Below are 26,341 nucleotides of genomic sequence, written 5' to 3' on the forward strand. Positions count from 1 at the left end.
AGAATACAATAAATTATAGAATTAAAAGTTGCACAAAGAAAATCCTTGCTACCTTCAGCCACTTGCTTTATTCGTTATTTCTTTTATCTAAATTACTCTTATTCCTTCTTTTTATGCTTGCTGGCAAATGAAGTGGGCGTTTCGCCAAAAATCTTCTTGAATGAGTTCGTAAAATAAGCCTGACTCTCAATGCCTACCTGAGCTATGACTTCTCTCATGGTCATGTCCTTTTCTATTATCAGTTTTGCTGCCTTGCGCAGCCGACAATTCAATACAAACTCCACGACTGATTTTCCTGTCAGGCTTTTCACTTTCGTATATAGCTTGCTCCGGCTCATCAGTAGCTCTTCGGCAATGAGGTTCACGTCCATGTCCGACTGATCCATGTGTTCGTCTATGAAGTCGACCAGTCGCTTCAGGAACTTGTTGTCCTGCTCGTTGGTCGCCAGCTCGCCACTATCGGCATAGTAATTCTTGGCATAATGTTCCTTGATCTGCTGTCGGTTCCTGAATATGTTCTGCATCGATAGTTTCAGATAAGTCAAGTCTACCGGCTTTTCAAAATAGAGGTCCGCACCGGAATCCACTCCTTCTATCTTGCTCTCCAAGCTGGTTTTTGCGGTCAGCAAGACTACCGGTATGTGCGAGGTATTGACATTACCCTTGATGTCATTGCATAAAGATACCCCATCCTTGCGTGGCATCATAATGTCGCTTATCACGAGGTCAAAATCCAAATCCTCCATCTGTTTCAGTGCCTCTACACCGTCACCTGCCTGCATCACCTGGAATTCGTCGGAAAGGGCTTCGGCAATCAATTCCCTGAGGTCTGTGTTGTCCTCTACGATAAGAATTTTCCGGGCGCTCGGATGCACGATTTCCAACTCCGGTTCCTTAGTCTCGTCCGGTGTCTGGCTTGTTGTGGGCAGGGATACGGAGACTTCGGTAATGAGATCAGACTTGCTCCGAGCAAAATCAGACTCGCAGAAAACGCTGCAGTCCATAGGCAGACAAACAACCATATCCGTACCTTTTTCGCGCTCACTGTAGATGGAAACGCTACCTTTATGTAGCAGCACGAGACTCTTGACCAATGCCAGCCCGATGCCCGTGCCCAGATGACAATCAGCATTCATGGTATTCACTTTGTAAAATCTCTCAAACACGCTGTTTATCGACTCACTTGAGATACCTACGCCTCTATCGCTCACCACGATGGAAAAAGCATCTTCCACACAGTCACCCTCTTTGTAGTGACCAGTCCACTGTGAGATAAACTCTTGACCACGTCTTGTCACTAACACGATACTCCCTCTGTCACGTGTATATTTGAAGGCATTGTTCAGCAGATTCATCACAATTTTCTCCACTACGTTCTTGTCCACATAGATCTCTGTAGGTAATGTCTCGTCACACTCTATCCGGAAACTAATCTTCCGCTCTGCAGCATAATCTGTAAAATCACCAGCGATACCTTTCACAAAACTGTTCACGTCTGTCGGTTCCAACTCCAGTTTCATCATTCCGTTCTCCACAGCTCTGAAGTCCATCAACTCATTTACCAGTTTCAACAATCGTTGCACGTTTCCGTTCAATAAGCGATAATAATATTCTTTCAGTCCTTCACGACGTAGTTTATCCAGAGCAGCCATAAGCAAGGATAACGGCGTACGGAAATCATGTGATATATTGGTAAAGAAGCGTAGCTGTGCCTGATGTATCTGCTCTTTTTTTTCTCTCTCCACATTCTCTTGATAGAGCAGCATCTTCAAGCGCTTCTTCTCTGCATAGTACCTGAAGGCCATGTAAACTATTCCCAGCACTGCCAACACGTAACAGATGTATGCCGGTACACTAACCCAAGGAGCCCTGCGTCTCACTACCTTGATAACTGTGGGATCGCCCCACACACCGTTATTGTTTGCGGCACACACTTCGAAAGTATAGGTTCCCGCAGCCACCTTGGAGTACATCACCGTGCGCTGTCTTGCATCCACCGTAATCCAATTATCGTTGTATCCTTTCAGTCTGTATCTAAACATGTTTTTCTCTGGAATCTGGTAGTTGTCTGCCGAGAATTCAAAACCGAAGTTCGACTCGTCATAATTCATCACAATGGTACGGAGTGAGCCACTCATTCCATATTGGGGATGAACAGGCTCATGATCCACAAAAAACTCTGAAATGACTGCTTGCGGCTTGTAGCGATTATAGGATATGCATGCAGGATTCACCACCGTAAACCCGTCGGTGCCTCCAAAGTAAAGTTTGCCATCCTTACCTTTTAGCACGGCCAGCGGATAATATACCTGCCCTTGTGTATTCTCACACTTGTCGAACTTCATCAGCTGCTCGCTTACCGTATCGTAGCAACATAGCCCGTCGTCCGTACCCATCCACACCTTGCCATCACTGTAGCAGATACTGTAAATGGAGTAGACTGCCCGTTGCAGCCCATCTTTCATCGGGATGAACTCCAAAGTATTGGTATCGAACTTTATCAGACCGTTGCCGATGGTTCCTATCCAGATGTTACCTCCGTCGTCTAAGCAAAAAGTGAACAATCCCAAGTATTCAGAATTGTCTGGTTGCACTTTTCTGACTTCCTCTGTCTGTATGTCAAGCCTGTAGAGCGCCTCATTACTGATGGCCCACAGCATCCGTTCACCCTGCCTAAGGATGTCGAACAAGTAATCATAATTTCCAACGCTGTCCAAGCTGATGTGCCTAAATTTCTTTTCCTTGAAAGAAAAATAAGAAATCTTCGGTGCCGGATACTGATAAGCTACCCACAGTCCCGAATCCCCCTCAAACACAGTCTTACGCACATCGTTTATAAGCAAATCTTCCGGTGCGCCGCGACCACGCTTATAATAAGTCTTTTTCCGATGCCCGCCATCGAACATCTCGATACCACCACGGAACATCGCAACCCACAGATTGTGCTGTCCGTCCATCATCAAAGATTTGATATTGTTGGACATGACGTTTTGTCCGTCCGTCAGTAACCTGAACTCACCCGTCCGCTTGTCCATTCGGTTCACTCCTCCGCCCTCGGTTCCTATCCACAGATAACGCTCGTCTTCGGCAAAGGCACTGACCGGTGCATAGTTCAGTCCGCTACTTCCGGGAAGGTAGGAGCGGAAGGCGTTTTCTTCCTCCATGTCCACGTAGCAAAGTTTTCCCGAATAGGTGCCTATCCAGATGTTACCTTGACGGTCTTCATAGATTTTCCACACGGAATTGTTCGGCAGGCTGAAAGCGTCCGTTGCTAAATGTTTGTATTCTTTCATTGAGCCGGTGGCGGGATCAAATATGTAAAGCCCTTCCATCGTGCCTAGCCAGATTTTCCCTTTACGATCCACATGAAATTCTCTGAGTCCTTTTTCCTCACACCCAATAAACGCCTTGTAATGTTCTTTTATCTCAAACGACGACAAGTCAATCTTATAGAGCCCTTCTTTATCCACATATATCCACATCTTTCCCGTCCGAGCTTGTGCAAAGCGAATATTTCCGCCCGTACCGGGCAACCGCATACAGAGGATGAAGCAATCCCCCGCCTCGTTGTATCTGTACACCTGCCGATAGATAAACGTATAAAGATCTTTGTTGTGCACACAAAAAACTTGGTTGACATACGTTGGCTTCTCCCCGTCATATTCAGGTATCCGGATTCCACCGGTAGTCAGGTTCAGCTGTCTATAGAGATTTCCCCACCTCACCCAAAGCCTGTCCCTGCCATCTATCTTCAACAAATTGACGTCCTCGAACACTCGCTCGAACCTATCCGTTATCCCGTCATGCCGATATATGCCGTTGTTCGTATTCACATACAGATTTCCTTTCCCGTCCGAACTCATTCCTCTGAATATCCATCGTTCCGTGGGTATCATTTTTCAAAACAAGGGTAATACTTCTTATACTTATATCCGTCGAAGCGGTATAGCTCGTAATCCATCATTATCCACACAAAACCATTTTTATCCTGTTCTATTGATTTGACTCCGTCGTAATAAAACCCCCCGTCGGGCGAGAGTGTCCTAAACTTATAATTTCCCGCAGCATTTATTATCATCCATGTACAGAGGAAGAAACACAATACGACCAAAGTTTTGTCTTTCATAATGGCATCCCGAGTAAATATAGTAAATCAACCCGTTGACGGAATTAAATTAAGCTAATAATTATGAACAAGTTGTACATATCGTTGTTTTTAGTAACTTAGCAGTATCAAAATCATTCAGCTTAAATCATCGTATGCACAGATCAGATACAAAATTCGTCAAAACACTTGAAATATGCAAGCAATTCTCTCAAAATATAGTCAAGGTAGAGTCAAAATAAGTTCGGCAGGCATTCACTAATCACACAAAATATTTGTATCTTCGCCAACTAATAAATAAACATTTATAAAATCAAGAGAATGGGAACAATAGAAAACAAGTACATTACAGTAGTATACAAGCTGTACGCCGTGGAGAACGACGAGAAAGATTTCACTGAAGAGGCGTCTGCAGAGCATCCTTTCCAGTTTATCTCCGGATTAGGAATGACGCTGGAAGCTTTTGAGACTCAAATCAAGGGGTTGAAAGCCGGTGATACTTTCGATTTCACCATTGCCGCTTCCGAAGCTTACGGCGATTATGACGACGACCACGTAATTGAGCTTCCCAAAGAAGTTTTCTTCATAGAAGGAAAGTTTGACGACGAACGGGTAACAGAGGGTGCTGTCCTCCCCCTGATGACGTCGGGAGGACAACGCATCAACGGAAGCGTGGTAGAGGTGAAAGAAGATGTGGTTGTGATGGATATGAATCATCCTTTGGCCGGTTGCAACCTGAATTTTACAGGCGAAATCGTGATGAGCCGTCCGGCTACGAACGATGAGATTGCAGAAGCGGTACGCCTGATGAGCGGCGGTTGCAATTGCGACGGTGATTGTGGCGACGGATGCGGCGACCACGGATGCGGTGGCGGATGCTGTCACTAAATCACGATGAGATGCTTCGACAGAAAAAAGTTTTTCCTTGATATCATCATAAGGCAGAAACACCTTTATGATTTTTTTTAGGCGCGGATTATGCGGATTTTGCCAATGAGCACAATATTAACCCGCATGATCTGCACCTCTTTTTATACCGCAACACAAGAAATTTACAGCTTCTCTACTCATACCCCTTCTTCCATCTTTTGTCAGCCTTTGTGCGTCATAATCTCCAATACCAGCTTGTCCGTTTCGTTCATGCCTTTCGAGCCTATCTTTGTCAGGTTGCGGATACTTTGATCCACATCTTCATCAATGATTCCTTCGACAGAAGTCACGCAACGGTTTTCCATAGCCATGATGGCTGAAAGAACCGCGGTTGAGACACCGGTGGTTACTTTCAGCGCGCAACTGGGTTTGGCACCATCGCAAATCATACCGGTGAGATTGGCAATCATATTCTGCACGGCATAAGCCACCCGGTCATAGTCTCCTCCCATCAGCCATGTGATTCCGCAACTGGAGCCGGTGGCTGCCACGACACAACCGCAAAGAGCGGATAACCTTCCTAAACTCTGCTTGATATAAATCACTGTTAGATGGCTCAACATCAAGGCACGGATGATTTCTTCTTCCGATTTTCCGTTTTCCTCGGCATAGACCAGAACCGGTAAAGTGGCCGATATGCCTTGATTTCCGCTGCCTGAATTGCTCATCACCGGAATCATGGCACCCGCCATACGTGCGTCGCATGCTCCGGATGTATAAGAAAGGATGTGAGAGAAAACACTGTCGCCCATCACCTTACGTTTATAAGTACCCCGAAGGATTTTCCCCAAGCTGTGACCGTAGTCTCCTTCGAAAGAGCGTTCGGCGGCCGCTTTGTTCAGTCGGGCTGTTTCCAGGATAAAACGGATTTCGTCCAACGGAGCTGTCAGGGCAAAATCATAGACTTTACGTAAACTCAACTCTGGCACGTTGTTCTCCTTTTCTTCACCGGCAGCGGCTTGCTTGGTCAGCAGCACTTCCTCGTTGCGCGCCATATATATAAAGGTAGTATGCCCGCCGGCAATGATGGCGGCAGACTTATCTTCTCCCGCCTCACAACACACTTCTATATAAAGTTTTTCTTCGATACCTTCTTTCAGAGCTATGTGAATGCGCTTCTCGTCGATGAACCGCTTTCCTTCCTCCACCGCATCGGGGGTGCAGTCTTTCAACACTTCCAACTGATATGCCGACTTGCCGATTAAAACGCCCAACGCCACAGCAATGGGCAGTCCGATCATTCCGGTTCCGGGAATTCCCACCCCCATTGCATTCTTCAATATATTGGCGCTTAAAAGCACGGTTACCTTTTCGGGACGCTTGTCCAATATTTCCGCCGCTTTTGCCGCACACAACGCCACGGCAATAGGCTCCGTACACCCTATGGCAGGTATCACTTCCGATTTAATCAGGGCTATTATCTGTTGCCTTTCTATTTCCGTCATAATGCTTTTATAGTATAGATCACTGCTGGGCACTTAATCCCAGCTGATTTTCAATTGTTTATAATTTAGTTCTTTGACATTTTTGTAATCGCAATCGGCAAGTATCTCTCTTACAGACGTTTTATCCAGTAGAGAAAAGCTCAAAATTTGTAGAATTTCGTAGATTGGACGGTTAACTTTCAATCTGTAAGCGATAATGGCAACCAGACAGTATGTTATGATGGCACAGTACACTTGTATCTTGACTGCATTCATCGTGGTGCCCCAAAAAGATTTTACTTTCAGGTGTTGCTTTATCCATTTGAAAAATAGTTCCACCTGCCAACGGTTCTTGTATAGCAAAGCAATTTCCTCTGCTGATAGTTCCATGTTGTTGGTGATGAACACAAATTCTCTGTCCAGTTCTTCATCGTAGTATTTAACCCGCCGGAGTTTGTCCGGATATGCTTTGAGCGATTTATACGTTTCAAGCATTCCAATCTGATCACATTTTATTCCGGTTGTTTTATCGACTTCACGGGAATACATTCTACGGAATCTCATATTATCTTTTGCACGTGTAACGAAGTAAGCACCACTGGTGTGAAGCTTATGCAAACGGGTGAAGTCAACATATCCTTTATCCATGATATAGAAACTTCCCTTTTCATAACTCAACTCATCCAGCATGTTTACGTCATGTACTTTAGCATTGGTTACCAGTACGATTGTCGGTATGGAAGTCTTTACATCATACAAGGTATGAAGTTTGATGCCTCCTTTGTGTTTCTTAAATTCCGCCCACCAAAAAACATTCAGACAAAGGTCTATGGTGGAGGAATCAAAGGCATAAACATTACCGTCAACTTTCACCTCGAAGTCATTTTTGTTGTAGCTATTACGGGCTTCCGCAATCAGGGTATAAGCAAATTCTTCGTAGATACGATAATCTCTATTCCGGTTTGCTTTCCCCAGATTGGTACGGCTAACTGTTGCACCGAATCCCAAGTGAAAATACTTGTTCTTGTGTGCCTCAAGGCTGAGCATAAGATCACGCATACTGTCTCGGGCGGTCAGTTGTCCGAAGATCATGCACAGCATCTGATTCCAACAGGTGAATGTTCTGATTTTCTTATTCCCGGAATACTTCTCTACCAAACGGTCAAAGACACGACGGGGAAGAAAATCTGTAAGTTGAGCGAAGATATATTTGCCTTGATTCATTGTTTTGAGCTTTTGGGCAAAGCTAAAACAACTTTTCAATTCAAATCGTCACGCTACAAAAAGATACATAACTATGCGATTATCAAAGATTTCAAAGAACGATGTTTAATTTAAAGTGCCCACTAGTGAGTATAGATGTCTTTGAGTACAAATGTACATGATAATTTTCATAAATCAAGCAATATTTGCAAATTGATACATATATACTATTTCTACAGGCAATTCACGTGAAGCAGCCCTTTAAATATACAGGCTATACTAACCTTTATGACAGGTGCATCGGGTTGCCATCACACCACAATCTGTTTCCTTGAGAGTAATTCAAAGGCAGGAGATACCCGATATCAGGGCCGGATTAAAGGAAAAATAAAACAAACTCTAAACGTTTTCTCATAAAATATTGTTATCTTTAGAAGCCCAAACATCATCGGGAGAGAAAAACAGCAATGCATCTACCTTATACATAAACCTTTAAAGCAGCAATTGATATGTTCAACTCATTTGGAAATATTCTTCGCCTTACCAGTTTCGGAGAGTCACACGGCAAAGGCATTGGGGGCGTAATAGACGGATTCCCGTCGGGAATAAGCATTGACATGGATTTTGTACAATCTGAACTCGACCGCCGTCGTCCCGGACAATCGCGCATTACAACCGCAAGAAAAGAAGGAGACAAAGTGGAATTTCTCTCCGGAATCTTCGAGGGTAAATCAACAGGGTGCCCCATAGGCTTCATTGTGTGGAATGAAAACCAACATTCCGACGATTACAACAACCTAAAGGAGGTATACCGCCCTTCACATGCCGACTATACCTACAAGGTGAAATACGGTATTCGCGACCATCGGGGAGGAGGACGCTCTTCGGCACGCGAAACCATTTCGCGCGTGGTGGCTGGAGCGTTGGCCAAACTGGCCCTGAAACAATTGGGCATATACATCACGGCATATACTTCGCAAGTAGGCCCCATCCGGTTGGAAGAAAATTATACCGCCTATGACCTTGACCTGACAGACACCAATCCGGTGCGCTGCCCCGACCCGGAGAAAGCCAAAGAGATGGAAGAACTCATCTTCAAAATAAAAGGAGAAGGAGACACCATCGGAGGTGTCATCACTTGCGTCATCAAAGGTTGCCCCATAGGGCTGGGTCAACCGATATACGGCAAACTGCAGGCCGCCCTTGGCAGTGCCATGCTCAGCATCAATGCCGCCAAAGCTTTTGAATACGGCGATGGTTTCAAAGGACTGAAACAGAAAGGTTCGGAACAAAACGACGTGTTCTACAACAATAACGGACGTATTGAAACGCGCACCAACCACTCGGGAGGCATACAAGGCGGCATCAGCAATGGACAAGACATCTACTTTCGTGTTGCTTTCAAACCTGTAGCCACCGTATTGATGGAGCAACATACGGTAAACATTGACGGCATAGACACCACATTGAAAGCCCGCGGCAGGCACGACCCATGTGTGTTGCCGCGTGCCGTACCTATTGTGGAAGCAATGGCCGCCATGACTTTGCTGGATTACTTTCTAATAGACAAAACCACGCAATTATAAGCAGTGAGTGGTGAGCGGTTAATGACTTTCGCCACCAGCCACTAATCATTACTCAACTAACCCCTAATTTACATATGGAAATAAAAAAATATATTGCAGAAAATGAGTCACGGATGCTTGAAGAGTTATTCAGCCTCATCCGTATTCCAAGTATAAGTGCCAAACCTGAGCATCATGACGACATGTTGGCGTGCGCCGAACGTTGGGAACAGTTGTTGCTACAAGCCGGAGCAGACGAAGCATTGGTGATGCCCTCGAAAGGCAACCCCATCGTCTTCGGACAAAAGATAATAGCCCCAAACGCCAAAACCGTATTGGTATATGCCCACTACGACGTGATGCCGGCAGAACCGATGGAGCTTTGGAAAAGCCGGCCTTTTGAACCCGAAGTACGGGATGGGCATATCTGGGCGCGCGGTGCCGATGATGACAAAGGACAATCGTTCATTCAGGTAAAGGCATTTGAATATCTCGTTAAGAACGACTTGTTGCGGACCAATGTAAAATTCATTTTCGAGGGTGAGGAAGAAATCGGTTCGCCAAGTCTGGAAAGCTTCTGTCAGGAGCATAAAGATTTATTGAAAGCAGACGTCATATTGGTATCGGATACCAGCATGCTCGGGGCCGATCTGCCTTCATTGACCACCGGACTGCGTGGGTTGGCTTATTGGGAAATAGAGGTTACGGGGCCTAACCGCGACCTTCACTCGGGACACTTCGGAGGTGCCGTGGCCAACCCCATCAATGTATTATGCCAATTAATCGGCAAAGTGACGGGTGCGGACGGACGAATCACCGTGCCCGGATTCTATGACGATGTGGAAGAGGTTCCAAAAGCAGAACGAGAAATGATAGCCCACATCCCCTTCGATGAAGATAAGTATAAGAAAGCCATCGGCGTACAAGCACTCTTCGGCGAGAAAGGATATAGCACACTGGAACGCAACAGCTGCCGCCCGTCATTCGACGTATGCGGCATATGGGGAGGCTATACCGGCGAAGGTTCCAAAACCGTACTTCCATCCAAGGCTTACGCCAAAGTGTCGTGCCGACTGGTTCCTCACCAAGACCATCACCAGATTTCCAAACTGTTTACCGACTATATCTTGAGCATCGCCCCCGACACTGTGCAGATAAAGGTCACTCCTATGCATGGAGGACAAGGCTATGTATGCCCCATCTCACTGCCGGCCTACCAGGCTGCCGAAAAAGGATTTGAAAAAGCATTCGGCAAGAAGCCGCTGACCGTACGCCGTGGCGGAAGCATCCCTATCATATCTACGTTCGAGCAGGTATTGGGGCTGAAAACGGTATTGATGGGTTTCGGACTTGAGTCCAATGCCATTCACTCACCCAACGAAAACATGTCACTCGATATTTTCCGCAAAGGGATTGAAGCCGTAACGGAATTTTATCAACACTACAAATAATCGTCCCTGAGCCTGTTCCCTTTTGCGGACAGGCTCTCAAACATATCCATCAACATGAAAGATTTTCAAATCCAAGCCATCGGACTCATGTCCGGCACTTCCCTTGATGGACTGGACGTTTGCTGTTGCACTTTCCTGAGACAGTCGGGCAAATGGAGCTTCCACATAGATTGTGCAAAAGGCTACAGCTATCCGGAAGAAATAAAACAGAGACTTGGCACCGGCGCACAACGGATGAGTGCTTTGGACTTTATCGCTTTTCATAGTTCCTATGGCAAGTTTCTCGGCGAACGGGTAAACGACTTTATGCGGGAATTCAACGTACGACCGGACATTATAGCCTCTCATGGACATACCATCTTCCACGAACCGCAAAAGAGAATCATGTATCAAATAGGAGACGGTGCCGCCATAGCGGCCGAAACCCGGATTCCTACCATATCGGATTTCCGTCGGTTGGACATCATGTTGGGCGGTCAAGGTGCTCCGCTTGTACCAATAGGAGACCGCCTGCTCTTTGCCGAATATGATTATTGCCTGAACATAGGCGGATTCTCCAACATTTCGTTCGAACAGGAGGGAAAGCGCATCGCCTTCGATATCAGTCCGGTTAATTATGTCATTAACCATTATTGCCGGCAAATAGGACTGGAATTTGATCGTGACGGAGGCATCGCCCGCCAAGGCACTGTCTGTCAAAATCTTTTAGATGAATTGAACGACATGGATTTCTATCGTCAATCAGGTCCTAAATCATTGGGTCGCGAGTGGGTAGAAACGCTTGTTTATCCGATGCTGGAACGTTATGAGTTGAGCATGGAGGACAGATTGTGTACGTTTTATGAGCATGCCGCCCATCAAGTGGAACGTGCTATCACAGTGCATCCGCTTTCAGGAGGCAGCGGTAAGTTGCTGATTACTGGCGGAGGCGCTTTCAACAAGTTCCTGATAGAACGGATCGGTACGCTCTGCCCGTGCAAGATCGTCATTCCCGACCGACAAATCATTGAATATAAAGAAGCTTTGATATTTGCTTTCCTCGGTGCGCTCTACATGACCGATGAACCCGGCTGCCTCGCTTCCGTAACAGGAGCTTCGACAGATAATATAGGAGGGATGTTGTTCAAGATTCAATAAATAAGTTCCTATGTTTAAAATCGGAAGTGACGGATAACAGAAGATAGCCCTAAAAAAGCTATACCATTATAGTTAACTTTGTAAGTGAAAAAAACAATATTAACTCATAACGATATAGCTTATGAAACGTGTACAAAGTAACACATTAGATTTTAGTGGACAAAATATTTACGTAGGAATTGATGTCCACCTGAAGAGTTGGTCGGTAGCAATCTTATCGAAACATTCAGTACTGAGAAGATTCAGACAAGATCCGGAGCCGGAAGCGTTGCATAAATATTTGGTAAGCAATTATCCGGGTGCCAATTACTTCTCAGTTTATGAAGCCGGTTTCTGTGGCTTCTGGATACACGAGAAGTTGACGGATTTAGGTATCAACAATATAGTGGTCAATCCTGCGGATGTTCCGACGATGAGCAAGGAGAAATTACGTAAGACCGATGCGGTGGATTGCAACAAGCTCGCCCGTGAGTTACGTTCAGGTTCGTTAGAAGGGATATATGTTCCGGGAACTGACATCCTGGAAATGCGCTCTTTGATAAGGCTGAGAAACCTGATAGTAAAAGACAGCACACGTGCCAAGAACCGTATCAAATCATTGCTTCGTTTCCATGGAGTGGAAATACCGGAAGAATTTACCCGGAGTTCAATCGGGTGCTGGTCGAAGCGTTTTCTGAATTGGCTGCACTGCCTTGAACTCTCAACGGAGTATGGAAAGAAAACACTGGAGCTTCACCTTGAGCAGTTCATCCGCTTGAGGAAGATGCTGCTGCAGGAAACACGTGCCATCCGTGAAATATCCCGGAAAGCACCATTCGACAAACCGATACGCCTGCTGACATCCGTTCCGGGTATAGGTGTTACAACCGCCGCTACCCTGATGGTCGAGATTGACGATATTGTCCGTTTCAGCAATGCGGACCATTTAGCCTCTTTCATTGGATTGGTTCCCATGTGTCATTCCAGTGGTGATAATGATAATGTGGGTGACATTACACCCCGTCGGCATTTCATGCTCCGGTGTCTGTTGGTGGAAGCCGCATGGGTTGCCATCCGGAAAGACCCGGCCATGACAATGGCTTATACGGAATACCGGAAACGGATGAATCCGCAAAAGGCTATTGTGAAAATTGCCAGACGGTTAGTGAACAGAGTCTATTCTGTACTTAAACATGAAAAGGAATATGTGCCATGTGTTATCAAATGATATAGAATCCTATAAGGTAAAACAACTTTCTTTTGAGAGAAATACTACATATCTTTTGCGGCTTTGAAGTCCGCTCAAAAAAGTCTGTAACTCTCATTACATGGTTTGACTGATAAAGGAACTTGCGGCTCACTTCGTTGATGTCCGCTGTGGAAAGTTTGTTTTACCATAGGATTTTGGCTCAGGTTTTCTTAGCCATATCAGACAGTATCAGTAATACAAAAAGAGAGGCGTGTAACCGCCTCCACAAGTAGCATTACTGCGTGCCGTCAGGATGCTTATCGCTGGTAGGTTGCTCCTCAGCAGAGCCTACTTCCTCTTAACATCCTGATACAAAGATATAATACAAAAGTTAATTATTAATGAATTATCCAACTTTGTTTGGATTTTAAATGGAAAATAAAATATGGGAAAATCGAAAGAAGCGTGGGAAATAATATCCGGTGAATATCTGCATAAAGCCCCTTGGCTCACCGTGCGGAAAGACCATGTTGTGTTACCCAACGGGAATCACATCCTTTCTTATTATATTTTGGAATATCCGGATTGGGTAAACACTATTGCCATCACACGGGACAGACAGTTCGTATTTATCCGCCAATACCGTCACGGGCTGCAAAAAACGTCTTATGAGCTTTGTGCCGGAGTCTGCGAGAAAGAAGATGCCTCGCCGTTGATTTCGGCGCAGCGCGAACTGCTGGAAGAAACCGGCTATGGAAACGGGAAATGGAAAGAATATATGCAAGTTTCTCCTAATCCAAGTACACATACCAACATCACATATTGTTTTCTGGCCACAGATGTGGAAAAAATTTCCGAGCCACATCTCGAAGATACGGAAAGCCTGACGGTACATCTGCTCTCCCTGCAAGAAGTGAAAGAAATATTGCAGCGAGGAGAAATACTACAAGCACTGATGGTTGCCCCTCTCTGGAAATACATGGTCGAAAACGGATTATGAGGGAAAATTATTCGAACGGTTTGCGGAAAACACAACCACTCCTCCACTCTGAGCACCCGTAAGCCGTTCTTCCTTTTATAATGGTGCCTTTGCCGCAGAGGGGGCAAGGAGTGCCAATCAAGAGGTCCGTTGCTTGTTGAGGCGACGTTGTGATGCTTGCCGCATCTTCCTTTTCCACCCCTTTCTTCCGCGGTGCTCTCTTCTTGAGTTCTTGTTTGGAGCTATCACTTTTTCCTGTTTCCTTGACAGAGGGCTGTCCGCTTTTTACCTCCGCAGCCGGTATGGTGATATGACGATTGCTATTATCGGAAAGCACATTCATCACCACCTCGGATACCATCTGCTTCAGTTCATTCAGAAATTGCCCGGCATTATACATACGTTTCTCTATCTCACGGAGCTTCTTCTCCCAAATACCGGTCAGCTCTGCCGACTTCAACAGTTCTTCACGGATAATCTGTATCAATTCCACCCCCGTAGGAGTAGCTATCAGATTCTTCTTTTCCTTACGGATATAGTTCCGCTTGAACAGTGTCTCGATAATGGCTGCACGCGTAGACGGTCGGCCGATACCATTTTCTTTTAAAGCATCGCGAAGTTCATCGTTGTCCACCAACTTTCCGGCAGTCTCCATGGCACGAAGCAGGGTGGCTTCAGTATAAGGGCGGGGCGGCTGTGTCCATTTTTCCATCAGCTCAGGCAAGTGAGGACCGCTTTCTCCTTTCACAAAAGCAGGCAGTAACTTGTCGGCCGAGGCCTCTTTTTCCTCTTTCTCCTCTTCAACCGGAGCATTGGGCGACTGCTGCGAAACAACAAACACCATCCTCCATCCGGGATTCAATATCTGTCGTCCGGTGGCTTTGAACAATATTCGCTCCACTTCACCCAGCACAGTGGTGGTAGCAAACTGACAATCAGGATAAAACACGGAAATGAAGCGACGCGCAATGAGGTCGTACACCTGCTTCTCCATGTTGCTCAGTGCCTGCGGATATTGCCCGGTAGGAATAATGGCATGGTGGTCGGTCACCTTGAAATTATCGAACACTTTCTTTGATTTAGGCAATGGTTCCTTTTCCAACGGAGCGGTAAGGCCAACGTAATCACGCAGGCCCTTCAAGATGCCGGGACATTTGGGATAGATGTCTTCGCTAAGGAAAGTTGTATCCACACGTGGATAGGTAACCACTTTTTTCTCATACAGAGATTGTATGGTTTTCAATGTATCATCGGCAGAGAAAGCAAACTTCTTATTGCACTCCACCTGAAGAGAGGTAAGATCGAAAAGTCGGGGGGGGGCCTCCTTGCCATTCTTCTTAACTACCGAAGTAATGGTGAATGGGGCGTGTTTTATCTGCTCCAGTAGAGCAACACCGCAATCATAGTCCGTAATGGGGTCTATACCGAGGTTATCATCGGTTGGCTTGTTCAAGGCCGAAGTCGCGTTGTTTTTCCGTCCTTCTCCTTGTTTCTCGGCTTCCAAAACAAGTTCTTCCTCACTCTTACGGATAAGAGCGGTGAACGCAGTTTCACGATAAATGGTGCTCAGTACCCAATATTGTTTGGGCACAAAATTCCGAATCTCCAACTGACGGTTCACTATCAACGCCAAAGTCGGTGTCTGCACACGCCCGATAGAAAGCACCTGTCTGTTTTGTCCATACTTCATTGTATAAAGACGGGTGGCGTTCATACCAAGCAGCCAATCACCGATGGCACGAGCCAACCCAGCCTCATACAAAGGCTGGAAATCCGAAGCGTCACGCAGTTTGGCAAACCCTTCGCGAATGGCCTCTTCCGTCAACGAGGAAATCCACAGACGTTTTACCAGACAATGCGCACCGGCTTTTTGCAGCACCCAGCGCTGTATCAATTCCCCTTCCTGCCCGGCATCACCGCAGTTTATAATCATATCGGCATGCTGCATGAGGTTTTCTATGACATGAAACTGGCGTTCGTAAGTGGGGTTGCTGATAAGTTTAATTCCGAAACGGGGCGGTATCATGGGCAGACTTCCCAAGCTCCACGATTTCCAGTTGGGTGTATATTCGTGCGGTTCTTTCAGCGTACAAAGATGGCCAAAGGTCCAAGTCACCTGATACCCGTTCCCCTCTATATATCCGTCTTTCTTATCTTTCGCTCCCAAAACATCGGCTATGTCACGTGCCACAGAAGGCTTTTCGGCAATACAAACTATCATTTGTCACTCTTAATTATTCATGGAGCAAAGGTACAAAAAAGGAAGGAAGGATAAAAAAATAAGTGATTATCCATACCGATAAAGTAATATTGAGACAAAAATGAGAGACTGCTACACAATATTAATAGCCGAAAGCACATTTTATAGCATAAAAAAAAGATTGATGACAGCTGTATTCTATAAAAAGAAGTAATTTAGTTGCGCTGAAAATTATCTGTTAAAACCATAACCATAAAAAAAGTTCCTATGTTTAAAATCGGAAGTGACGGATAACAGAAGATAGCCCTAAAAAAGCTATACCATTATAGTTAACTTTGTAAGTGAAAAAAACAATATTAACTCATAACGATATAGCTTATGAAACGTGTACAAAGTAACACATTAGATTTTAGTGGACAAAATATTTACGTAGGAATTGATGTCCACCTGAAGAGTTGGTCGGTAGCAATCTTATCGAAACATTCAGTACTGAGAAGATTCAGACAAGATCCGGAGCCGGAAGCGTTGCATAAATATTTGGTAAGCAATTATCCGGGTGCCAATTACTTCTCAGTTTATGAAGCCGGTTTCTGTGGCTTCTGGATACACGAGAAGTTGACGGATTTAGGTATCAACAATATAGTGGTCAATCCTGCGGATGTTCCGACGATGAGCAAGGAGAAATTACGTAAGACCGATGCGGTGGATTGCAACAAGCTCGCCCGTGAGTTACGTTCAGGTTCGTTAGAAGGGATATATGTTCCGGGAACTGACATCCTGGAAATGCGCTCTTTGATAAGGCTGAGAAACCTGATAGTAAAAGACAGCACACGTGCCAAGAACCGTATCAAATCATTGCTTCGTTTCCATGGAGTGGAAATACCGGAAGAATTTACCCGGAGTTCAATCGGGTGCTGGTCGAAGCGTTTTCTGAATTGGCTGCACTGCCTTGAACTCTCAACGGAGTATGGAAAGAAAACACTGGAGCTTCACCTTGAGCAGTTCATCCGCTTGAGGAAGATGCTGCTGCAGGAAACACGTGCCATCCGTGAAATATCCCGGAAAGCACCATTCGACAAACCGATACGCCTGCTGACATCCGTTCCGGGTATAGGTGTTACAACCGCCGCTACCCTGATGGTCGAGATTGACGATATTGTCCGTTTCAGCAATGCGGACCATTTAGCCTCTTTCATTGGATTGGTTCCCATGTGTCATTCCAGTGGTGATAATGATAATGTGGGTGACATTACACCCCGTCGGCATTTCATGCTCCGGTGTCTGTTGGTGGAAGCCGCATGGGTTGCCATCCGGAAAGACCCGGCCATGACAATGGCTTATACGGAATACCGGAAACGGATGAATCCGCAAAAGGCTATTGTGAAAATTGCCAGACGGTTAGTGAACAGAGTCTATTTTGTACTTAAACATGAAAAGGAATATGTGCCATGTGTTATCAAATGATATAGAATCCTATAAGGTAAAACAACTTTCTTTTGAGAGAAATACTACATATCTTTTGCGGCTTTGAAGTCCGCTCAAAAAAGTCTGTAACTCTCATTACATGGTTTGACTGATAAAGGAACTTGCGGCTCACTTCGTTGATGTCCGCTGTGGAAAGTTTGTTTTACCATAGGATTTTGGCTCAGGTTTTCTTAGCCATATCAGACAGTATCAGTAATACAAAAAGAGAGGCGTGTAACCGCCTCCACAAGTAGCATTACTGCGTGCCGTCAGGATGCTTATCGCTGGTAGGTTGCTCCTCAGCAGAGCCTACTTCCTCTTAACATCCTGATACAAAGATATAATACAAAAGTTAATTATTAATGAATTATCCAACTTTGTTTGGATTTTAAATGGAAAACAACGATATGATAAAACAAATCCTTATGAAGCGTTTGGCTTTTTTTTCATTACTATGCCCGTCTGCGGTTTCTGCCACCGAACGCCCTAACATCATCTACATCTTCACCGACCAACAGACAGCCAGTGCCATGAGCTGCACCGGAAATCCGGACTTACGCACTCCCAATCTTGACAGATTGGCAGCTGCCGGCATCATGTTCAAAAATGCTTATTGCACAGCTCCCCTCAGCGGCCCTTCACGAAGCTCCATGTTTACCGGATACTATCCGGGTGCGGTAGGATTATCCGTCAATGGGGCGCCCATGCCCGACTCTCTCGAGGCACAAACGTTGGGTACATTAGTAAAAAATACAGGATACGAATGTGCCTACGGCGGCAAATGGCATTTGCCTTTGCTTGACATCCCCGACAAGTTATACGGTTTTGAGAATATATACAGACACTGCGATGACGGACTGGCCGAGGCTTGCGTAGAATACCTCGCGCGCGAACATAAAAAGCCGTTTTTTTTAGTTGCGTCATACGACAATCCGCATAACATCTGCGAATATGCACGAAGCCAGAATTTACCTTACGGCAATATCGACATTCCCGACATACGAGACTGCCCGGGACTGCCTGCCAATTTTGCCAAGAATCCATATGACGCCGATGTCATCGAAAACGAAAGGAGCAACAATTATAAAGTATATCCCACCGCCAACTTCACTCCTGAAGACTGGCGCATGTACCGATACAATTATTATCGTCTGGTAGAAAAAGTAGATAAAGAAATCGGTAAAATCATTGATGCCATCGATAAATACAATCTCTGGAAGAATACGGTCGTGATTTTCTCGAGCGACCACGGCGACGGTACAGGCGCTCATCATTGGAATCAGAAATCAGCCTTATATGAAGAAGTCGTCAACATCCCCCTTATCGTCACGCTGCCGGGCAAAAAGAATGCAGGCAAGACGCTTCCACAACTCATCAGCAACGGTGTAGATTTTTTCGTTTCCGTGTGTGACTGGACGGGAGCCAAGAGACCTGAAGGCACAGCCGGGATATCTTTCCGCAGAATTGCAGAAGAAGGGAATTACCAAAATCCGCATCAAGAATATGTCATTACCGAAACACAGTTCGACGGAAGTAAGACAAGAGGCTGGGCTGTACGCAGCGAACGTTACAAATATGTGCTATACGACAAAGGAAGGTATCGCGAGCAACTGTTCGATATGCAGAAGGACAGAGGAGAAATGAGAAACCTGGTAATGGAGAATGCTTACGATAAAGAACTGCAAAAACATCGGGATATCCTCGAGAAATGGATGAGGATGTATAACATACGTCCTACCCGTCCGATACTGCACGATGTTCCGGGCAAAAGGCTCTAAAAAAACGGATTGTTCCGAAAGGCATGTGGAAAATTAAACCGCCTCAGGCTCAGTTCCATAAATCTGTTGGCAGTTCATGACTTCTTAAGGGCTACCTCTTCCTTAAAATGTGAGGATACCTTCTGAGGTATGGGAGTAGCTTCCGTAAGGTGTGAGCCGGATAAAGCCATCCTCACTAAAAAAACTACTGACCCTCATAAAGAGGAAACACAAAGACATAAAAAAAGGAGTACCGCTGTACTCCAACCTTTGTTAACCTTAAATCTAATACTATGAAAACACATTGCAAATGTACGAGTTTTGAAGTAACCTGCAAATTTTACAAGAGGAAAAGAGTGTTATATAACACAGATTAAGAAAAAGGAGCGAAAACGCAAAGATCTCCCGCTCCTTTTTAACATTCGTCACTAATATCATTCTCCTTAATCAAGGACATTGTCTCTTATCAGAGGACGCCTTCGCAAAAGGATGATATTATGCTTTTCTTATTCTTCGTCCAACAAGATTTCAAGAATCTGGCAGGCAGCCTTTGCCACCGGAGTACCCGGACCGAAGATTGCAGCCACACCTGCTTTATAGAGGAAATCGTAATCTTGCGCAGGGATTACGCCACCGGCAATTACTATGATGTCCTCACGGCCCAACTTCTTGAGCTCTTCGATGATCTGCGGAACCAATGTTTTGTGTCCGGCAGCCAGTGAAGAAACTCCCACTACATGGACGTCGTTTTCCACAGCTTCACGAGCCGCTTCGGCAGGAGTCTGAAACAACGGTCCCATATCCACGTCGAAGCCGCAATCGGCATATCCGGTTGCCACCACTTTGGCACCACGGTCGTGACCGTCCTGCCCCATCTTGGCTATCATAATACGAGGTTGACGTCCCTCTTTCTTTGCAAACTTCTCGGCCAACTCGCAGGCACGCTGGAAGTCACTGTCATTCTTACTTTCTGATGAATACACGCCTGAAATAGTTCTGATTATTGCTTTATAACGTCCTACAATCTTTTCGCAAGCATAAGAGATTTCGCCCAAAGTAGAGCGAACCCGAGCTGCTTCTACCGCCAGTTCAAGCAAGTTGCCCTTTCCGGTCTTCACACACTCGGTGATGGCTTCCAACGCCTTATCCACTTCGGCTTGATTACGCCCTTCTTTCAGACGTTTCAAATTCTCGATTTGCTCTTGTCGAACGGCCGTGTTGTCAATCTCAAGGATGTCAATCGGAGCCTCTTTCTCCAGACGATACTTATTCACGCCTACGATGGTCTGCGAACCACTGTCAATACGCGCCTGCGTACGTGCGGCCGCCTCTTCGATACGCATCTTGGGGATGCCCGTCTCGATGGCTTTCGCCATACCACCGAGCTTCTCCACTTCTTGCAGAAGCTCCCAAGCCTTGTGAGCCAGCTCATTGGTCAGAGACTCTACATAATAAGAACCTCCCCAAGGGTCGACGTTCTTACAGATATAAGTCTCCTCTTGAATATAAATCTGAGTATTACGTGCAATACGTGCGGAGAAATCGGTCGGCAGTGCAATCGCCTCGTCAAGCGCATTGGTGTGCAACGACTGCGTATGTCCCAATGCGGCCGCCATCGCTTCGATGCAAGTACGACCAACGTTATTGAAGGGGTCTTGCTCGGTCAGCGACCAGCCGGAAGTCTGGGAGTGCGTACGCAAAGCCAAAGATTTAGGATTCTTCGGATTGAACTGCTTCACAATCTTTGCCCACAACATACGGGCTGCGCGCATCTTGGCTATTTCCATGAAGTGGTTGGTACCGATGGCCCAGAAGAATGAAAGGCGCGGGGCGAAAGCATCGATATCAATGCCGGCAGCAGTTCCGGCACGCAAATATTCCAGTCCATCCGCCAAGGTATACGCCAGCTCGATGTCCGCCGTAGCACCGGCCTCCTGCATGTGATAGCCGGAAATGGAGATAGAGTTGAACTTAGGCATCTTCTGCGAAGTATATTCAAAGATGTCAGAGATAATCTTCATGGAGAATGCAGGAGGATAGATATAGGTATTACGCACCATGAACTCTTTTAGAATGTCATTCTGAATAGTACCTGCCATCTCTTCCAACTTGGCTCCCTGTTCCAGGCCGGCATTGATGTAGAACGCCATAACGGGAAGCACAGCGCCATTCATGGTCATGGAAACAGACATCTTGCTCAAAGGAATGCCGTCGAAAAGAACCTTCATGTTCTCCAACGAACAGATGGACACACCGGCTTTACCCACATCGCCCACTACCCGTTCGTGGTCGGGGTCGTAGCCGCGGTGAGTAGCCAAGTCGAAGGCTACGGATAAACCTTTCTGCCCGGAAGCCAGATTACGGCGATAGAAAGCATTAGACTCTTCGGCCGTCGAGAAACCCGCATATTGGCGGATAGTCCAAGGGCGCAGCGTGTACATCACAGAGTATGGTCCGCGCAAATAGGGAGGAAGACCGGCGGCATAATTCAGATGCTCCATTCCTTCGAGGTCTTCTTTTGTATAAACAGGCTTTACTTCAATATGCTCCGGCGTTTTCCAGTCTGCCCGGATGCCATTGGCCTTTTGCCACTCGGTTCCGTTGACAGGGCGGAAAGCGGCATATATATCTAAGTTCTTAAAATCTTTTCTCATTTTACTTCAAAAGTTTAGCGTTGTATTCCTTTAATGTTTCCAATACGTTGACACGAACATGGATAAAGTTCTCGATGCCGGCAGCCTTCAGCTCATCCATACACGCGGGAGCGCCCGCCACGATGAACATGGCACGGCCGTTCAAAGCCTTGAAAGTCGGAACGGCATACTCGGCATATTCATCATCGCTCGAGCAAAGCACCACAATATCAGCCTTGGTAGCCATGGCGGCTTCCACGCCTTCTTCTACTGTGGGGAAGCCGAGGTTATCAATAACTTCATATCCGGCACAAGCCAGGAAGTTGCATGAGAATTGCGCACGCGCCTGACGCATCGCCAAATTGCCGATGGTCAGCATAAAGGCTTTCGGACGTTTACCCGAAGCTTCTGTCTCCAGACGCAGAGCCTCGAACTCGCTAGCCGCACGGTTGAAGTTCAATGTAGGAACATCCTTTTCGCATGTATCATCATGGCCGCCGCAACAACCTGTTGCCTCAACCGGCTTCTTTTCACCCGCTTTTTCATTGAAGTTGGGGAACTGATTGGTGCCCAGCAATACTTCCTTACGCTTGGCCACATCGGCATGACGCTTATCGTTGCTTTCGTTCACGGCAGCTTGCACCTTACCGGCTTTGACGGCGTTGTAGAACCCGCCTTCTTCTTCCACGGCCAGGAACAACTCCCAAGCCTGCTTGGCAATAGCCACAGTCAGGTTTTCAATGTAGTAAGAACCGGCAGCCGGGTCAATGACCTTGTCAAAGTGAGATTCTTCTTTCAGCAATAACTGCTGGTTACGAGCCATACGCTCGGAGAATTCATTAGACGCCTCGTAGGTCTTGTCGAACGGAACAACCGTCATCGAGTCAACGCCGGCAAGAGCGGCACTCATGGCCTCGGTCTGTGTGCGCAACAGATTTACGTACGCGTCAAACAAAGTAAGATTGAAAGTGGAAGTTTCAGCATGAATGTTCATCTTGGCTGCGTTGTGGCACTCATCTTGCTCACCCTTATTTTTGCATTCCGAGGTATAAGTCGCCACGATATTCGCCCACAGCATACGGGCTGCACGGAATTTGGCTATCTCAAGGAAATAATTAGAACTGATGCCGAAGTTGAATTTCATCTTCCCGGCTACCAAAGCAGCGGGAAGTCCCGCATCGGTCAACCGGTTCATGTATTCATTGCCCCAGGCCAGTGCATAGCCCAATTCTTGATAGATATATGCACCGGCATTGTTCAGCGTCAGCGCACTCACATTCAGCACACGATACCGCGGAAGTTCGGCAGTAGCCTCAATCAACGCCTTGGCCGTTGCCACCATGTCGCCCTTTTCTTTGCCTCTGGTCAACATCTTGTTAAAGAAGTCATAGCCAATGGAGCCTTGCAACTTCGATAAATCATAACCTTTCTTCCGGAAGTAAGCCGCGAGAAGCTCAGCAAGCTCTACCACATGTCCCTGGCAGGTAGAGAAGTTGAGTTCGACACATTCGGCGCAGATGTCTTTCAAGAGCGTTTCAATGTACTCTGCGCTCAGCTCTTTGGCTTTCACCTGAAAAGAAAGAGAGTCGATACCCTTATTCAAGATGTTCAGTGCCTTGGCATTGGCCTCTTTAGGAGATTCGACCCTGATTTCTTGCCGGACAAACCATTCGTTGTTGTCCTTCTTGGTTCCTCTGAGGTAGGGGAACTCGCCGGGAAGAGCGTCTGTGGTTTTCAAGCCCTCGAGGTCTTCCATGCGGTAGAAAGGTTTCACCTTAAATCCTTCGTTTGTTTTCCAAACGAGTTTCTTCTCATAGTCCGCGCCTTTCAGGTCGGCGATGACCTTCTCCATCCACTCCTCAGTGGAAATGGGAGAGAAGTCTGAGAAGAGTTTTTCTTTACTGTCTGCCATAGTTTATTTAAAATTAAAAATAGATGAATATTATTCATTTTGTTGTCAAGAGACTTGCAAATATACTGAATTACTTAGAAGAACAAAGCGTTTTAGAGAAAAATAGCATGCCCTCGTAACCATCTGTCAATTGCCGGAAGTGGGTATCTGCCACTTTCATCCCGTTTTTTGCAAAGTCCAAGATTTTTTTAGAAAAATCTCCGAAATATATTTTTTAGAGCCGCTAAAAAGCTATATATTTGCAGTCCAAAAAATTAGGAAAACTATAGTAATAATATTTTTTTTTAAAGAAAATGACTAAAGCTGATATTGTAAACGAAATCACAAAGAACACCGGAATTGATAAGGCCACTGTACTTACAACCGTTGAAGCATTCATGGACGCTGTAAAAGCATCCCTATCCAAAGATGAGAATGTTTATCTTCGTGGGTTTGGTAGTTTTGTAGTGAAGAAGAGAGCTCAGAAAACAGCTCGCAACATCTCTAAAAACACCACTATAATCATTCCGGAACATAATATTCCGGCATTTAAACCTGCAAAAACATTCACTTTATCAGTGAAAAAATAACAAACAATAGTATTAACCCATAAAAATTGAAGCTATGCCAAGCGGAAAGAAGAAAAAAAGACATAAAATGTCTACGCACAAACGTAAAAAAAGACTAAGAAAGAACAGACATAAAAGCAAAAAGTAATTTTTAGTCTGAAAGACAAAATAAAGAACAAACTTGTGAAGAAAAATGTCTCGCGGGTTTGTTCTTTGTTTAAGTAGTAATATTGAATAATTATAAAAAGAATTTATTGTGACAAGCGAACTCGTTGTAGACGTACAGCCCAAAGAAGTATCCATCGCACTGCTTGAGGACAAGCAGCTGGTGGAACTGCAAAGTGAAGGCAGAAACCTCTCCTTTGCTGTGGGTAACATGTATTTAGGCCGCGTCAAGAAATTAATGCCCGGACTGAATGCTTGTTTCGTGGATGTAGGCTACGAGAAAGACGCTTTTCTTCATTACCAGGACTTAGGTCCTCAATTTAACTCCATAGCAAAGTACGTAAAGCAAACTTTAAGCAACAAAAAGAAACTAAATCCGATTACGAAAGCCTCCATACTTCCCGATCTTGAAAAGGATGGAACAGTATCCAACACCCTCAATGTAGGACAGGAAGTTGTGGTGCAAATCGTTAAAGAACCCATCTCGACTAAAGGACCGCGCCTAACTTCCGAGTTATCTTTTGCCGGAAGGTATCTTGTGCTGATTCCTTTCAATGACAAGGTTTCCGTATCACAAAAAATTAAATCGAGCGAAGAACGTGCCCGCCTCAAGCAATTGCTGATGAGCATAAAACCGAAGAATTTCGGGGTCATTGTCCGCACTGTAGCTGAAGGGAAACGCGTTGCCGAACTTGATGGAGAGCTTAAAGTTTTATTGAGACATTGGGAGGAATCCATCGGCAAGGTGCAAAAAGCAACCAAATACCCCACCCTGATTTACGAAGAAACCAGTCGTGCCGTCGGACTGCTGCGCGACTTATTCAATCCGTCATTCGAAAACATCTACATCAATGATGAAGCCGTGTTCCATGAAATAAAAGACTACGTGGCTCTCATCGCCCCAGAACGGGCAGGAATCGTAAAACAGTACAAAGGGCAACTCCCTATTTACGACAATTTCGGCATCACCAAACAAATCAAGGCATCATTCGGTAAGACTGTTTCATATAAAAGTGGCGCTTACCTGATTATTGAGCATACCGAAGCGCTTCATGTGGTAGACGTAAACAGCGGTAACCGCACCAAGAATGCCAACGGACAAGAAGGAAATGCATTAGAGGTGAATCTGGGTGCAGCCGATGAACTGGCTCGCCAGCTAAGACTGAGAGATATGGGAGGTATCATAGTGGTAGACTTCATTGACATGAATGAGGCCGAAAACCGCCAAAAGCTCTATGAGCGCATGTGTGCCAATATGCAGAAAGACAGAGCACGCCACAACATCCTGCCATTAAGCAAATTCGGGCTGATGCAGATTACCCGTCAGCGCGTGCGTCCGGCTATGGATGTAAATACGATGGAAACATGCCCCACTTGCTTTGGAAAAGGTTCTATCAAATCATCCATCCTCTTTACAGACACTTTGGAGAATAAAATTGACTATCTGGTCAATAAACTGAAGATTAAGAAGTTCTCGTTACACATCCATCCGTATATTGCCGCCTATGTCAATCAAGGATTTATTTCTTTGAAGCGCAAATGGCAAATGAAATACGGATTAGGTATCAAAATTATTCCAAGTCAAAAACTCGCATTTCTACAATATGTCTTTTATGATCCTCGAGGGGAAGAAATTGACATGAAAGAAGAAATTGAAATCAAATAAAAAAAGAATGGCGGAACGTTTTAAAGCCTTCCGC

Annotated in this window: 17 protein-coding genes and 1 pseudogene; 11 read left to right on the forward strand and 7 right to left on the reverse strand. The window is 45.6% G+C overall.

The genetic code is table 11. The annotated features are described in order from the left end of the window. Window positions 1–98 precede the first annotated feature (98 nt). Both C4H11_RS04250 and C4H11_RS14380 read right to left on the reverse strand, forming a co-directional pair. The gene (locus C4H11_RS04250; RefSeq protein WP_234819875.1) at window positions 99–3,896 is read right to left on the reverse strand and encodes a hybrid sensor histidine kinase/response regulator transcription factor; all 3,798 of its coding nucleotides are present in this window, start codon (window positions 3,894–3,896) and stop codon (window positions 99–101) included. Further along, a complete protein-coding gene (locus C4H11_RS14380; RefSeq protein ID WP_234819876.1) occupies window positions 3,893–4,126 on the reverse strand; it encodes a hypothetical protein in 234 nt (77 codons plus the stop codon). The genes C4H11_RS04250 and C4H11_RS14380 overlap by 4 nt, the downstream gene beginning before the upstream one ends. A gap of 80 nt (window positions 4,127–4,206) precedes the next feature. On the opposite strand from C4H11_RS14380, the pseudogene C4H11_RS14645 reads away from it, so the two are divergent. Together C4H11_RS14645 and C4H11_RS04255 are read left to right on the forward strand one after the other, a co-directional pair. Beyond that, window positions 4,207–4,329, forward strand: a pseudogene (locus C4H11_RS14645) (IS982 family transposase); the annotation flags it as partial. Between the two features lie 97 nt (window positions 4,330–4,426). Next, window positions 4,427–4,993, forward strand: coding sequence for an FKBP-type peptidyl-prolyl cis-trans isomerase (locus tag C4H11_RS04255; protein WP_106040593.1), 567 nt, complete (start codon window positions 4,427–4,429; stop codon window positions 4,991–4,993). A 203-nt stretch (window positions 4,994–5,196) separates the two neighbouring features. On the opposite strand, the gene C4H11_RS04260 is transcribed toward C4H11_RS04255, so the two are convergent. Both C4H11_RS04260 and C4H11_RS04265 read right to left on the reverse strand, forming a co-directional pair. Continuing rightward, a complete protein-coding gene (locus tag C4H11_RS04260) occupies window positions 5,197–6,480 on the reverse strand; it encodes an L-cysteine desulfidase family protein (protein ID WP_106040594.1) in 1,284 nt (427 codons plus the stop codon). A gap of 33 nt (window positions 6,481–6,513) precedes the next feature. Continuing rightward, window positions 6,514–7,683 carry an IS4 family transposase gene (locus tag C4H11_RS04265; RefSeq protein WP_106040595.1) on the reverse strand — a complete coding sequence of 390 codons (1,170 nt, stop codon included), beginning with the start codon at window positions 7,681–7,683 and terminating at the stop codon, window positions 6,514–6,516. Window positions 7,684–8,171: 488 nt separating this feature from the next. Between C4H11_RS04265 and aroC the strand changes: the two genes are divergently transcribed. The 5 genes from aroC to C4H11_RS04290 all read left to right on the forward strand — a co-directional run bounded on the left by aroC (window position 8,172) and on the right by C4H11_RS04290 (window position 13,983). Beyond that, window positions 8,172–9,248, forward strand: coding sequence for a chorismate synthase (gene aroC / locus C4H11_RS04270; RefSeq protein WP_106040596.1), 1,077 nt, complete (start codon window positions 8,172–8,174; stop codon window positions 9,246–9,248). 74 nt (window positions 9,249–9,322) lie between these two features. Then, window positions 9,323–10,678, forward strand: coding sequence for a dipeptidase (locus C4H11_RS04275; protein WP_106040597.1), 1,356 nt, complete (start codon window positions 9,323–9,325; stop codon window positions 10,676–10,678). A 54-nt stretch (window positions 10,679–10,732) separates the two neighbouring features. Beyond that, window positions 10,733–11,815 carry an anhydro-N-acetylmuramic acid kinase gene (locus tag C4H11_RS04280; protein ID WP_106040598.1) on the forward strand — a complete coding sequence of 361 codons (1,083 nt, stop codon included), beginning with the start codon at window positions 10,733–10,735 and terminating at the stop codon, window positions 11,813–11,815. 121 nt (window positions 11,816–11,936) lie between these two features. Beyond that, window positions 11,937–13,022 carry an IS110 family RNA-guided transposase gene (locus C4H11_RS04285; protein WP_106040599.1) on the forward strand — a complete coding sequence of 362 codons (1,086 nt, stop codon included), beginning with the start codon at window positions 11,937–11,939 and terminating at the stop codon, window positions 13,020–13,022. 406 nt (window positions 13,023–13,428) lie between these two features. Then, on the forward strand, window positions 13,429–13,983 hold the full coding sequence (locus C4H11_RS04290; RefSeq protein ID WP_106040600.1) for an NUDIX hydrolase: 555 nt from the start codon (window positions 13,429–13,431) through the stop codon (window positions 13,981–13,983). Between the two features lie 7 nt (window positions 13,984–13,990). On the opposite strand, the gene C4H11_RS04295 is transcribed toward C4H11_RS04290, so the two are convergent. After that, entirely contained in the window at window positions 13,991–16,183 is a 2,193-nt protein-coding gene (locus C4H11_RS04295) for a DNA topoisomerase 3 (RefSeq protein WP_106040601.1), read from the reverse strand. 357 nt (window positions 16,184–16,540) lie between these two features. Between C4H11_RS04295 and C4H11_RS04300 the strand changes: the two genes are divergently transcribed. Continuing rightward, window positions 16,541–17,626, forward strand: a complete 1,086-nt coding sequence (locus C4H11_RS04300; protein WP_106040103.1) for an IS110 family RNA-guided transposase — start codon at window positions 16,541–16,543, stop codon at window positions 17,624–17,626. Between the two features lie 425 nt (window positions 17,627–18,051). After that, window positions 18,052–19,404, forward strand: coding sequence for a sulfatase family protein (locus C4H11_RS04305; RefSeq protein WP_234819902.1), 1,353 nt, complete (start codon window positions 18,052–18,054; stop codon window positions 19,402–19,404). A gap of 485 nt (window positions 19,405–19,889) precedes the next feature. Here the strand turns inward: C4H11_RS04305 and scpA are convergent, their stop codons facing one another. Beyond that, window positions 19,890–22,037, reverse strand: coding sequence for a methylmalonyl-CoA mutase (gene scpA, locus C4H11_RS04310; protein WP_106040603.1), 2,148 nt, complete (start codon window positions 22,035–22,037; stop codon window positions 19,890–19,892). A 1-nt stretch (window position 22,038) separates the two neighbouring features. Next, window positions 22,039–23,928: a methylmalonyl-CoA mutase small subunit gene (mutA, locus tag C4H11_RS04315; RefSeq protein ID WP_106040604.1), complete on the reverse strand. Its 1,890-nt coding sequence runs from the start codon at window positions 23,926–23,928 to the stop codon at window positions 22,039–22,041. Between the two features lie 293 nt (window positions 23,929–24,221). Between mutA and C4H11_RS04320 the strand changes: the two genes are divergently transcribed. Then, window positions 24,222–24,497 carry an HU family DNA-binding protein gene (locus tag C4H11_RS04320; protein WP_106040605.1) on the forward strand — a complete coding sequence of 92 codons (276 nt, stop codon included), beginning with the start codon at window positions 24,222–24,224 and terminating at the stop codon, window positions 24,495–24,497. A 235-nt stretch (window positions 24,498–24,732) separates the two neighbouring features. Then, complete coding sequence (locus tag C4H11_RS04325; protein ID WP_106040606.1) at window positions 24,733–26,307, forward strand: Rne/Rng family ribonuclease; 1,575 nt, start codon at window positions 24,733–24,735, stop codon at window positions 26,305–26,307. The last annotated feature ends 34 nt before the right edge of the window (window positions 26,308–26,341 follow it).

Origin of the sequence: Bacteroides zoogleoformans (assembly GCF_002998435.1) — a bacterium.
GTDB lineage: Bacteria > Bacteroidota > Bacteroidia > Bacteroidales > Bacteroidaceae > Bacteroides > Bacteroides zoogleoformans.

Excerpts from the sequence above, each read along its gene's own strand:
- C4H11_RS04250 (WP_234819875.1), bottom strand. The coding sequence starts at position 3,896 with ATGATACCCACGGAACGATGGATATTCAGAGGAATGAGTTCGGACGGG.
- C4H11_RS14380 (WP_234819876.1), bottom strand. The coding sequence starts at position 4,126 with ATGAAAGACAAAACTTTGGTCGTATTGTGTTTCTTCCTCTGTACATGG.
- C4H11_RS04255 (WP_106040593.1), top strand. The coding sequence starts at position 4,427 with ATGGGAACAATAGAAAACAAGTACATTACAGTAGTATACAAGCTGTAC.
- C4H11_RS04260 (WP_106040594.1), bottom strand. The coding sequence starts at position 6,480 with ATGACGGAAATAGAAAGGCAACAGATAATAGCCCTGATTAAATCGGAA.
- C4H11_RS04265 (WP_106040595.1), bottom strand. The coding sequence starts at position 7,683 with ATGAATCAAGGCAAATATATCTTCGCTCAACTTACAGATTTTCTTCCC.
- aroC (WP_106040596.1), top strand. The coding sequence starts at position 8,172 with ATGTTCAACTCATTTGGAAATATTCTTCGCCTTACCAGTTTCGGAGAG.
- C4H11_RS04275 (WP_106040597.1), top strand. The coding sequence starts at position 9,323 with ATGGAAATAAAAAAATATATTGCAGAAAATGAGTCACGGATGCTTGAA.
- C4H11_RS04280 (WP_106040598.1), top strand. The coding sequence starts at position 10,733 with ATGAAAGATTTTCAAATCCAAGCCATCGGACTCATGTCCGGCACTTCC.
- C4H11_RS04285 (WP_106040599.1), top strand. The coding sequence starts at position 11,937 with ATGAAACGTGTACAAAGTAACACATTAGATTTTAGTGGACAAAATATT.
- C4H11_RS04290 (WP_106040600.1), top strand. The coding sequence starts at position 13,429 with ATGGGAAAATCGAAAGAAGCGTGGGAAATAATATCCGGTGAATATCTG.
- C4H11_RS04295 (WP_106040601.1), bottom strand. The coding sequence starts at position 16,183 with ATGATAGTTTGTATTGCCGAAAAGCCTTCTGTGGCACGTGACATAGCC.
- C4H11_RS04300 (WP_106040103.1), top strand. The coding sequence starts at position 16,541 with ATGAAACGTGTACAAAGTAACACATTAGATTTTAGTGGACAAAATATT.
- C4H11_RS04305 (WP_234819902.1), top strand. The coding sequence starts at position 18,052 with ATGAAGCGTTTGGCTTTTTTTTCATTACTATGCCCGTCTGCGGTTTCT.
- scpA (WP_106040603.1), bottom strand. The coding sequence starts at position 22,037 with ATGAGAAAAGATTTTAAGAACTTAGATATATATGCCGCTTTCCGCCCT.
- mutA (WP_106040604.1), bottom strand. The coding sequence starts at position 23,928 with ATGGCAGACAGTAAAGAAAAACTCTTCTCAGACTTCTCTCCCATTTCC.
- C4H11_RS04320 (WP_106040605.1), top strand. The coding sequence starts at position 24,222 with ATGACTAAAGCTGATATTGTAAACGAAATCACAAAGAACACCGGAATT.